The sequence below is a fragment of the Nostoc linckia z4 genome, from assembly GCF_002608075.1.
Classification (GTDB): domain Bacteria; phylum Cyanobacteriota; class Cyanobacteriia; order Cyanobacteriales; family Nostocaceae; genus Nostoc; species Nostoc linckia.
Window position 1 is genome coordinate 23,654 of the sequence record NZ_LAHA01000055.1, and the last position, 11,920, is coordinate 35,573.

The 11,920-nt window shown below is 40.3% G+C and carries 8 protein-coding genes; 3 read left to right on the forward strand and 5 right to left on the reverse strand.

The features are described from left to right. Nucleotides 1-353: 353 nt before the first annotated feature. The 4 genes from VF06_RS30110 to VF06_RS30125 form a co-directional block, all read right to left on the reverse strand. A complete protein-coding gene (locus tag VF06_RS30110) occupies nucleotides 354-905 on the reverse strand; it encodes a hypothetical protein (protein ID WP_099071102.1) in 552 nt (183 codons plus the stop codon). 126 nt (nucleotides 906-1,031) lie between these two features. Then, complete coding sequence (locus tag VF06_RS30115) at nucleotides 1,032-2,234, reverse strand: glycoside hydrolase family 10-like protein (RefSeq protein ID WP_099071101.1); 1,203 nt, start codon at nucleotides 2,232-2,234, stop codon at nucleotides 1,032-1,034. Between the two features lie 487 nt (nucleotides 2,235-2,721). Beyond that, nucleotides 2,722-4,194: a glycolate oxidase subunit GlcD gene (gene glcD, locus VF06_RS30120; RefSeq protein WP_099071100.1), complete on the reverse strand. Its 1,473-nt coding sequence runs from the start codon at nucleotides 4,192-4,194 to the stop codon at nucleotides 2,722-2,724. 105 nt (nucleotides 4,195-4,299) lie between these two features. Then, complete coding sequence (locus VF06_RS30125) at nucleotides 4,300-4,884, reverse strand: nucleotidyltransferase domain-containing protein (protein WP_099071099.1); 585 nt, start codon at nucleotides 4,882-4,884, stop codon at nucleotides 4,300-4,302. A gap of 107 nt (nucleotides 4,885-4,991) precedes the next feature. On the opposite strand from VF06_RS30125, the gene VF06_RS30130 reads away from it, so the two are divergent. Beyond that, entirely contained in the window at nucleotides 4,992-5,717 is a 726-nt protein-coding gene (locus tag VF06_RS30130) for a Uma2 family endonuclease (RefSeq protein ID WP_099071098.1), read from the forward strand. Nucleotides 5,718-5,775: 58 nt separating this feature from the next. On the opposite strand, the gene miaA is transcribed toward VF06_RS30130, so the two are convergent. Next, nucleotides 5,776-6,705, reverse strand: a complete 930-nt coding sequence (miaA, locus tag VF06_RS30135; RefSeq protein WP_099071097.1) for a tRNA (adenosine(37)-N6)-dimethylallyltransferase MiaA — start codon at nucleotides 6,703-6,705, stop codon at nucleotides 5,776-5,778. Between the two features lie 333 nt (nucleotides 6,706-7,038). Here miaA and gyrB point away from each other — a divergent pair, with 333 nt between their 5' ends. Together gyrB and VF06_RS30145 are read left to right on the forward strand one after the other, a co-directional pair. Further along, nucleotides 7,039-8,976 carry a DNA topoisomerase (ATP-hydrolyzing) subunit B gene (gene gyrB / locus VF06_RS30140; RefSeq protein ID WP_099071096.1) on the forward strand — a complete coding sequence of 646 codons (1,938 nt, stop codon included), beginning with the start codon at nucleotides 7,039-7,041 and terminating at the stop codon, nucleotides 8,974-8,976. Between the two features lie 961 nt (nucleotides 8,977-9,937). Then, nucleotides 9,938-10,612, forward strand: a complete 675-nt coding sequence (locus VF06_RS30145; protein WP_099071108.1) for a fasciclin domain-containing protein — start codon at nucleotides 9,938-9,940, stop codon at nucleotides 10,610-10,612. Nucleotides 10,613-11,920: the final 1,308 nt, after the last annotated feature.

The window sequence follows — 11,920 nt, forward strand, 5'->3', positions numbered from 1 at the left end:
CTCTTGTTGTGGTTATAGTAGATGCATGAGCGCCTTAGCCAAAGTATTGTCAGCCTTTGCTAGTAGAAATTTGGATCTTTCTCTACTTCGCGATCGGAAATTTAGGAAAGCTGATAGGAGTCTGCTTAACAAATCCTGCTTTTTCAAGGCGAAAGTACATTTGCAGGTGAGAAAAAAGTTACCGATTTTGAACAGTTTTTTCAGAATTGTTGCATATACTGACGTGCAATCATCAAGTTTTATCAATTAAATTTATAATTTGTAATATTGGGTATGAAGCATAGGAAGGGGACAAAAAGACAAGGTAGACAAGGTAGACAAAGCAATCTTTCTACCCATGCCCCATGCCCAATTTACGATCGCAATTTATGAGCATTGATTCCAGTAAACATACCGACTAGCAGCCAAGTAATAGCTAATCCAATAACTTCCCCTAAGAATAAGTGAGTGAATTGGTGTAAAAAAATCCCCACAGTGGAACCGAAAGGAATGGCTATTGCCCAACTTGCCGAAGACACAAATATCCATCGCCACCCCACAGAGGCGGGTTTGGAGGTTGCTAACCATTGTGTTAAACCAATTCCTAAGCCGCCGAGTCCTCCGTAAATTGTTCCATAAAAGATTCTCAAAGGCACAACCTGAGTGCTAAATACAAACCAACCCAAGCCACCAATACCGATGGCAGTGATGAGACTCCAACCCAAAAGGCTTGATAAAATCCATCTCATACAAGCTATGGGTTCCTTGAGAAGAAAACCTTGAGGAAGTGCGATGATAAATCCACCCATAGCAGCTTCCAGTAATCCAATATCAGGCTTTTCACCAATTTCAATTAACAACAAACTCAGCAAAAAACCGCTAAAAGTAGCTAAAGTCCAGAGAAAATTAAAGTTAAATAATGGCATCGAGGTGATTGGGGACTGGGGAGATGGTAACGCCTTGGGAAAAGGGGAAAGGTTAAAGGGAAAAGGAGGGATCTTTGTTTTCCTCTTTGCCCTTTGTCCTTTGCCCTTTGCCCAGTCCCTGTTGTTTCAATTAAACATGTCAAGAAAAGCTTTGCGTCGCTGTTGTGGTGATTCGGGTACGATGTAACCCCATAGACTCTCCCAGTAAAAAAAGGAGATGCCGTCAAAATTGCGATCGCGTACTGCTTGCACCTGCGCTTGAATTTGAGTTATTTTTACTGGATTCTGCATTGTTCCAGATAATATACCAATTGCTACTGGAATCAAAGTTTGAGCCAATTTTACAGATGGTTGTTCGAGTTGAGCGATAAAAGAGTTTTTGTCACTTCGATATACCTGCAAAATTAACTCATCCACTAAACCTTTTTTTACCCAATCTTCCCAATCTTGCAAGTAGTATTTATAGGCAAAAGCGTGGTAGTTGGGAGACAAAGATATTTTAGCTTTCGGCTTCACTGCCTTGACAGCTTGATAGATTTCTGCCATGAAATCAGTAATTTTGTCTGCTCGCCAACGCATCCATTCTGAGTTAAAAGGATCGCTGGGAGGATTTTTGCCTTGATGTTCTTGTTGATAAAGTTCAGTGGTGAAGCGATCGTAACCAAACTGTACGGGCATCCCAAAATGATCGTCCAGTTGAATACCATCGACATCATAATTTGTGACTACTTCTACAATTAACCCTTGGATAAATTCTTGCACTTGTGGGTGTAAAGGATTTAGCCAAGCTTGCTTATTTAGTAAGCCATTGTCGATTTCTTCTGGTGGGGTATTTTCAATAGAATTTATGCCTTTTTGCCCACTTGTCAACCAGTCGGGATAACGCCTTGCTAATTCTGAATAATGGGGCGTCATAAACCCATATTCAAACCAGGGAATGACTCTCAAATCTTTGTTTTTAGCAAGTTTGACAATCTTTGTTAAAACATCTTGTCCAACATGCATAAACTTAAGTAAAGGTTGAGTATCTGAGCCTGTGGTCATTTTCGCTACAGCACTCTGATAAAAAGTATGTCCTCGGTTCCAAACTACAGGATAAATTGTATTAAAGTTGAGAGCCGATAATTGATTGAGAGCGCGATTAATACCCCAAGGAACAAACAATACACCGCTAGCAACGTTAGTCAGCCAAACACCCCGAATTTCTGTACTTAAAGGACTTGTTTTTTGAGAAGAAACTAAAGCTGAAGAGTGTGAAAAAACTGTTATGGTGATTACTAATCCCAAACACAGAAAGTAAGCAAAAAAACGGCGTGCAACCTGATTCATTTGTCAGCGTTATCAAATGCGATCGCAATACTATATATAACTACGAAATTAAATTCTAATTCTCCGGAATATATGAATAAATGATGATGAAATATCAGAATTGAGAATTCAGAATTCAGAACTCAGAATTCAGTCAAATTTACTACAAAAAAGGAGGCATACGGTTCCGATAAGCAGTATGAACTTCCCTTGTGGTCTGGGAAAAGGTGAGCCAGCGCGGTCTTGGGGGTTTCCCCCATGAGCGACTGGCGTTAGCGTCAGCGTTAGCGACGAAGGAGCGTCACCCCGAAGGGGTTAAGGGGTAAGGGGTAAAGGATGTATTTGAAAACTTTCCCCTTTCCCCTTTCCCCTTTAACCGAACCCTATTGGCAATGGGGAGATGAATTTTTCCCTCTGCCCCTGGAGCCTCTTCTGCCCAATGCCCCATGCCCCATACCCTTATCTGTGGAGTCTTTTATAAAGTTTTTATCTTCAACATCACTCTTTTTTAAAATCTTTCCACACCTTCAAATTGCTTGATAGGCGATGCATTTGCGGCTTCCCCACAAGTTCGTGGTGTAGGGAATATCTTTTCAGGATTTGCTAAACCTTGAGGATTAAAAACTTGCCTTACCCATTGCATAGTTTCTAAATCTACTTGGCTAAACATTTGCGGCATGTAGCACTTTTTCTCTTCACCAATGCCATGTTCGCCAGAAATGCTACCACCAACTTGGACGCAAAGTTTGAGAATTTTTCCTCCCATTTCTTCTACTTTTTCTAATGCTCCAGGCACAGAGTTATCGTACAAAATTAGTGGATGAAGATTGCCATCACCAGCGTGAAATACATTCGCAACTCGATAACCATATTGTTCGCTTAAAACTCCAATTTCATGCAGCACATAAGGCAACTGAGTCCGGGGAATGACACCATCTTGCACATAATAATCTGGGCTTAAATTTCCAGCAGCAGCAAAAGCAGCTTTACGTCCTTTCCATAACTTCAACCGCGTTTCTGGGTCGCTAGCAGAAGTCACATTCCGCGCACCATTCTTTTTACAAATTTCAGTAACTCGCTGCTTATTACCTGTAACTTCTACTTCTAAACCGTCAATTTCTATCAGTAAAATAGCAGCAGCATCGCGGGGATAACAATTAGTTGCAACAACATCTTCAACAGCATTAATAGTAAAGTTATCCATCATTTCCATGCCGCCAGGAATAATACCAGCGCTGATGATGTCAGAAACAGTAGCCCCGGCAGCTTCAATACTAGTAAAATCTGCCAGCAGCACACAAATTGATTCGGCACTTTTGAGAATTCGCAAAGTAATTTCTGTCGCAATTCCTAAAGTGCCTTCAGAACCAACAAAAACACCAGTTAAATCATAACCGGGCATTTCTGGAATTTGTCCGCCTAAATCAACAATTTCTCCTAAGGGCGTAACAATTTTTAATCCTAAAACGTGGTTAGTAGTTACACCATATTTAAGACAATGTACCCCACCAGAATTTTCGGCAATATTTCCCCCAATAGAGCAAATAATTTGACTGGAAGGATCGGGAGCATAGTAAAAACCAGCACCGCTAACCGCTTGTGTTACCCAACTATTAATCACCCCTGGTTGTACAACTGTGCGTTGATTTTCCAAATCAATGCTGAGGATTTGCCGCATTAATGAAGTGACAATTAAAACCGAATCTTCCAACGGCAAAGCCCCGCCAGATAAACCTGTTCCAGAACCGCGTGCGATGAAGGGGATAGAATATTGGTTGCATATTTTCACAACTTCGGCAACTTGTTCTGTAGTTCTGGGTAGCACCACCACAGCCGGACGTTGGCGATAGCCGGTTAAACCGTCACATTCATAGGTAATAAGTTCTTCGCGGCGTTGCACTACACCATTTTTGCCAAGTACAGCCTCGAATGCTTTGATAATGAGTTTCCAGTTACGTTGTTTTTTATCTTGGGTAAGCATAGGTTTTTATAGTTAAAGGTAGATGTTTAAGCTTGCTTGGGCTGCAATTACCATTGTTGCAAGAATAGCAGTTGATGAGGAGTAAAAGGCGATCGCATTTCATCTTCAGCTAACATGAAGTTCAGTAAGCCAATGGTGTCCAGGATGACACACCGTTATTGCCTGCTTGAGCCAAACTTGACGTTCTTCATCCAGTAAGTTGCATATACGATGAAAATCATCTTCATCCTTAGACCTGGGATTCTTGGCTTTGTATAACAGTACAATTTCCGGAGCCAGGAACGGTACATTGATATCAGAGTGTAACTGAATTCTTGATAATGGACGCGCAATATCAAAATTTCTCCGAAATCTCCATTCAATGTGTGAAGACTCATCCAAGAGAATTTCTAGTTCCGAGAAAAAGGTATTTTTAGTATGAGCATGAATTTCATGTATTGGTAAATCTAGCCATTCATGTTTATTCCAAGGCTGCATTTTTCCATTGACAACCTTAGTAAATTCCCAGCCAAATAAATATTCTCGTAAGCTGCTTTGGTCTTTCCTAAATATTGCAATTTCTATATCTTTATGTACCCTAGTTACATCTCCTATAAAAAGATCTATCGCCCATCCACCTGCTACAAACCAGGGTTGTTTGAAATTATTTAGTAGTTTAGAAAGCTTCACAAGTTCTGAAAAACATTCCATTGATGACTAATCCTCACAATTTTTCACTATAAAATGCTGAGTCAATATACTCTCCCACTTCCAATGGATTAATCTATAAATAACGCTCTTAAATACTGGATTAAGTCATGGTTGAGCAACTTTTAATCAATGATGATGATTTCTATGTGCCAGATGCCAACCAGTTAGTTACTGAAGATGATACTTTAGATAACTTCGCTACAGGTAAATACAAACGTCTTTTACTTAGTTCTCTTTACAGTTCTCTACAAAATCAGACTTTTTTAGCAGCAGCCAATGTGGGTTTATACCATACAGATGGTCAACCCGCAATTGTACCTGACATTTTTCTCAGCCTGGATGTGCAAGTACCTGAAAATTGGTGGGAAAAACAAAATCGTTGTTATATGGTTTGGCGTTTTGGTAAACCTCCGGAAGTTGTCCTCGAAATTGTATCTAACAAAGAAGGTGATGAACTGGGCAAAAAGCTAGAAATATATGAACATATGCGGGCAAGTTATTACATCGTTTATGACCCAAATCAGCAATTAGGAGAAAAAGTGCTGCGTGTTTATGAACTCAGGGGAAGACGCTACTTTGAAACTGAAGAAACGTGGTTAGAACAAGTTGGTTTAGGTGTAACTTTATGGGAAGGTGAATTTGAAAGTAGACAAGATAATTGGTTACGCTGGTGCTACCAAAATGGAACTGTTCTACCAACTGGAGATGAACGCGCTTCCGAAGCAGAACAACGTGCTTCCCAATCAGAACAACGGGCTTCTGAAGCTGAACAACGCGCACAACTTCTAGCAGAAAGGCTACGAGCTATGGGCATTGATCCCGACACTATCTAAAACACTCATGTAAAGACGCAAAGTTTTTTTCCGTCTTTGCATGAGCAAAAAAATCTTACTAACTCGTGCAATTTATAAACTCATTTATTCGCTGCCAAACCTTTTCTAATAACTCAGGATCGTCTGCATCAAACCACTCAATTTGTGAATATGCTCTAAACCATGTGCGTTGTCGCTTGGCAAATTGTCTTGTATGCAAAACCGTTAATTCCTTCGCTTCATCCAAGGAAATATCCCCAGCTAAATATTGCTTGATTTCTTGATAGCCCAAAGTATTTAACAAAGGCAAATCAGCGCCATATTTTTGACAAAGAGATTCCACTTCAGCAACCAAACCATTTGCTATCATTTGTTCAGTACGCTGCTGAATACGAGCCTCTAATTTTTCAACATCACAATCCAACCCAATTTGCAAAATCGGATAATTTGGCGGATTCTCACCCTGCTGTTCTGAAATTGGATATCCAGTTACATAATATACTTCTAACGCTCGTAAAGTTCGCACTGAATCATTGGCATGAATTTTTTGTGCAGCAATAGGATCGACTTGTTGTAACATTTCATAGAGTTGATTTTGGCCGAGAGATTCTAGTTGCGATCGCAATTCATATTGTGGTGCCACGCGAGGAATTTTCATTCCTTGAACAATCGAACGTATGTATAAACCAGTACCTCCAACCAGGAAGATTGGGGGGGATGAGGGAGAAGGGGGAGATAAGGGAGATGAGGAACAATTAATTAGGGCTTGCGCTTGTTGTTGGTAGTCTGCTACTGTCATCGTGTCTATCGGGTTGCAGATATCTATTAAGTAGTGCGCTACTAATTTTTGTTCTGCCGCAGTTGGTTTAGCCGTGCCAATATTAAACTCACGATAAACCTGACGAGAATCAGCACTGAGAATTACAGAACCCAACCGCATTGCCAAAGCCAAAGCCAACCCTGACTTACCTGTTGCCGTCGCCCCACAAATTACAATTAATTTTGTCATTAGTCATTAGTCATTAGTCATTAGTCATTGGGAATGGAGTATGGGCCAAACAGGGCTTTTCAGGGAATGGTAAAAGGGAAAGAGGTATGGTTCGACAAGCTCACCAACCGGGGGAAAGGTTAAATTTATCCCTTTTCCCTTTACCCTTTAACCTTTCCCCTACCTCCTCATCCCCCTTATCTCCCCACTCCCCCACAGGACTGCAACCCCTGTATAAACTTCTCTTGAAAATGCCCTACAGACGCCAGCAAGGCTTTTGTGTTAAAATTTTGGAGTGTTTTTACTTTTATTTGCCTTTCGGCGAATTAAACCCCACGCATCAGGAGAATTTACATGACGAGCAGTTACAGTGCCGATCAGATTCAAGTTCTGGAAGGTCTGGAAGCCGTCCGCAAACGACCAGGGATGTACATCGGTACTACTGGGCCGCGAGGACTCCACCATTTAGTTTACGAGGTGGTGGACAATTCTATTGATGAGGCTTTGGCGGGTTACTGCACCCATATAGAGGTGGATATCAACGCTGATGGTTCTGTAACTGTAACAGATGATGGTCGCGGTATTCCTACAGATACTCACTCGCGAACCGGAAAATCAGCTTTGGAAACTGTGATGACCGTACTGCACGCCGGAGGTAAGTTTGGCGGCGGTGGTTACAAAGTTTCTGGAGGATTGCACGGGGTTGGTATTTCCGTCGTTAATGCCTTGTCTGAAGTTGTAGAAGTTACAGTTTGGCGAGATAAAAAGGTTCATGTTCAGCGCTATGAACGGGGCACACCAGTTACCGATTTGCAAGTTAAGGCTTATAAAGAAGCTAGAACTGGAACTTCTGTCACCTTCAAGCCAGATATCCAAATTTTTACCACTGGCATTGAGTTTGATTACATTACTTTATCAGGTCGCCTACGAGAATTGGCGTATCTGAATGCTGGCGTTAAAATTACCTTTACTGACCACCGTCTAGAATTACTCAAAAGCGATACACCAAAGGTAGAATCCTACGAATACAAGGGTGGCATTAAAGAGTATATTGCCTACATGAACCGCGAAAAGCAGCCACTACATGAGGAAATTATCTACGTCCAAGGGGAACGGAATAACGTCCAAGTGGAAGTTTCTTTACAGTGGTGTACTGATGCTTATACGGATAACGTGTTAGGCTTTGCTAACAATATCCGCACGGTGGATGGTGGTACGCACTTAGAAGGGTTGAAAGCTGTTTTGACTCGCACATTAAATGCCATCGCCCGCAAGCGCAATAAAATTAAAGAAAATGAAGCCAACCTCAGTGGCGAACACGTCCGCGAAGGTTTAACGGCGGTAATTTCTGTCAAAGTCCCAGACCCAGAATTTGAAGGACAAACCAAAACCAAACTCGGTAACACTGAAGTCCGGGGAATTGTCGATTCTTTGGTGGGAGAAGTCCTCACCGAGTACCTAGAATTTCACCCTGGTGTCGCTGATGCCATTTTAGATAAAGCCATCCAAGCTTTCAAAGCTGCTGAAGCCGCACGTCACGCACGGGAATTAGTCAGACGCAAATCTGTACTGGAATCTTCACCATTACCTGGTAAACTTGCAGATTGTAGTTCTCGCGATCCCGGCGAATCAGAGATTTTCATCGTAGAAGGCGACTCAGCAGGTGGAAGTGCCAAGCAAGGACGCGATCGCCGCACTCAAGCTATCTTGCCTCTACGTGGTAAAATCCTCAACATAGAAAAAACCGACGACGCCAAAATTTATAAAAATAACGAAGTTCAAGCGTTAATTACAGCACTTGGTTTAGGTGTCAAAGGTGAGGAATTCGATTCTACCCAACTGCGCTATCACCGCATAGTCATCATGACTGACGCCGACGTAGATGGAGCGCACATCCGGACTTTGTTGTTAACTTTCTTCTATCGCTATCAGCGATCGCTCATCGAACAAGGCTTTATTTATATTGCTTGTCCGCCATTATATAAGGTAGAACGGGGGCGCAATCATGAATATTGCTATAGCGATCGCGAAAAAGACCAAGTAATCGCCAAATTTCCAGCCAACGCCAACTACACCATCCAACGCTTCAAAGGTTTGGGTGAAATGATGCCACAACAACTCTGGGATACTACAATGAACCCAGAAACTCGCAAACTCAAACAAGTCGAAATTGAAGACGCCGCCGAAGCCGATCGCATTTTCACTATTTTAATGGGCGATCGTGTCGCACCTAGAAGAGAATTCATTGAAACCTATGGTTCTAAACTCAACTTTACGGATTTAGATATTTAAGGGAACTGTAAAAAATAAATTATTCCGCTTTCAAAGTTGACTGTTGACTGTTAACTGTGAACTATCAACAGTCAAAGGCGAACAATAGCAATGGAATATTTTTTTACTTACAAGTCCCTAATTCAATTTTTTCTCACAACTCTGAATAATTTGTCGCTCTCATAATGGGTAATAGATAGAAAAATCTATTACCCATTATTTTTAGATTCTTGCTATTTTTTCCATATTTATTTCAAGGAAAATTTTGCAGTTTATACCGATTTCAAAAATGTTTGTGACAAATACACACTAGACCTCTTGCAATCAATTGCTTTTTGCATTCTTGTGGGAAAAGGTTAAAGGTTCAAGGGGAAAGGGAAAATACCAAACCTTTCCCCCCTTCCCCTTTTCCCGATTTCTGCAAAACGACTTGAAAAGACCAAACTATGTGAAGTAATCTAGTCTAAATAGTTTGTAGTAAGGACTTTAGTCCTTATTAGAGGATTGAAGTCCTCTCTGCGAGACGCTATGCGAACACTACAAACCTTTAATTATTTACATCATTCTAATTATCGGCTTTCTTCATAGGTGAATTTTGAATTTCTATTACCTCTTTTGGGTGATGACAAACTTTGAGGGGGCGACTCTAAAAAATAAACAACAGCTTCCGACCGTTGACTGTAAACCGTTAACACTCAACATTTAACACTGTCAATGAAATATTTTTTACTTAATAAGTCTCCAATTACTCAATATTATTTTTTATCGAGATTTTTTGTGACTACAAAGTATGTCGTTAGATAAGTGACTATAGTCATCAATTCATTAATTATTGTTAATAAGGGAATTTCAAAAAATAAACAAACATGGTCGTTGACTGTTGACTGTGAACCGTCAGCAGTCAACAGTCAACACTCTTCTATGAAATTTTTTTAACTTGGAAGTCCCCAATAGCCTATTCAACTGGATTTTAGACAAAATTATGAAAGCGACTAAAGGCATAGTCAGAAAAATATTTTTTCATATTGTTGGTATCACTGGTTTAGTTGCTTTGTCTGCTTGCGCTGAGCCTGTCACGCAAACTCCTACAACAACTCCTCTGCCTCCAGTTACCCAAACTCCCGCAGCAACTATTCCTCCGGTTACCCAAACCCCCATAACAACTCCTTCTCCCCTGACACAAACTCCGGCTGCTAACCAAAATTTAGCAGAACTGGCAAAATCAGCCGCAGCTCAGGGACAGTTTCAAACTCTCATCAAAGCAGTGGGAGCAGCTGGCATAAATCAACAATTGACTACACCAGGCCCCTACACAGTTTTTGCACCTACTGACGCGGCTTTCTCTGCTTTACCAAAAGGTACTTTAGATCGACTTTTACAACCTGCTAACAAGCAACAATTAATCAGACTTTTGGCTTACCACGTTATACCAGGCCGAATTACCTCCCAAGAGTTAACATCTGGACAAGTTAAAACTGTGGAGGGTACTCCCGTAAAAATTACAGTCGATCCCAGTACTAAAACTATAACCGTCAACAACGCTAAAGTAACTCAGCCTGATATACCAGCTAGCAATGGCATCGTTCACATAGTCGATCGGGTAATTCTCCCACCCAATTTTCCCGCAAGTCTCAATGCTACCCCAACGCCACGGTAGTTCAAGAAAGCAAATACATCTTTTCTCAAAGCTTACTTGATTTTTATTCGGACAAGGGGAATAAAGAAAAACCCCTTGTCTTCAAGCTTCGGCAGATGACATATTCAAAATCACAAAAAATATATTTCGTTAATACACATACTACAAAAATCTCTATTTTTTCAGTTAGCAACTCATCATATAATTTGACTTATTGTGAAGATTTAAAAAAATCAATGTTAGAATGCCCGTAAAATTACCAACTTTGTTGGAAAATAAGCAGCGTAATGCCTTTGGCTCTGACTCGCTGATTAATTGTGCCCACCAGCGAGAAACACATTTGTTATGCTTGAATAACATAACTAAATATCATCTATCAAACAAGATTTAATAAGTATCTTAAGGGTTTCTCATAATTAGATGACAAAATGACAAGACTTTACTGAATTAAAAGTATTTACGATCACAAATACTTTACCTAAAAAAGCTTCTTGACTAAGTCATCAGGTAAATCTTTGAGTTTTTTTTGCTCAGCCAAATGCCCAGTCTGAACAAACATCATCTGATTGAAAACTTGTTAATATCTTCATGTACGTCCCTGAAAATAGCTATTGTGTGGCATGTATTCAATGTACTTCTGCCTTAGCTAAAGTAAGATAGACGATTTTTCAGGGCAAATCGTTTTTGAATTGATTAAAATATCGTTGTATACAATAAGAAGAGTTTGTCAAGTTTCATAAGGCTGAAATCGCCACAGTGCGCTAACGTGTGAATAAGGCCAAATTAGTTAAACCGAAAGCGACATGCGATCGCGTCGATTCTGCGACAACCTCAACTCCTTAGTTCAGGTAATGATTACGCAAAAAATTAACTGGTTTCAGGCAAGTAACACCACTGTTGTTGTATTTATTCATAGGAAAAACCCACTTTGATCCAAGGACTCAATGATTTATGAAGGAAATGTAAAATAGGTAGGTTAAGACTTTTCACCTGAGTTAACATAACAATGCACTCTTTCTCAGTAATTAATGTTGTGTAAAATACATGAAATTGAGCAAAACAAAGTGTACTTAACTTTTAAACGTAATCAAAGAACCACTGCAATTCCGAAAGGTGTACAAAATATTTAAGGGTGTAATTCCCGTATTTAATGTCTTTTTGGTAAAAGTGGCTAACACTTGTTTAATAAATTCATGAGCGATACACAAAATAGAGTGCAATTTCTGTGAAACAGGCTACAATCGGAACAGTCTTTACTACGAAAATCTGCCAAGAGTTTGAATTTGTTTGTATCGAATGGCAAGTTTTTGGTAAGGGTGAGTCTTGTTT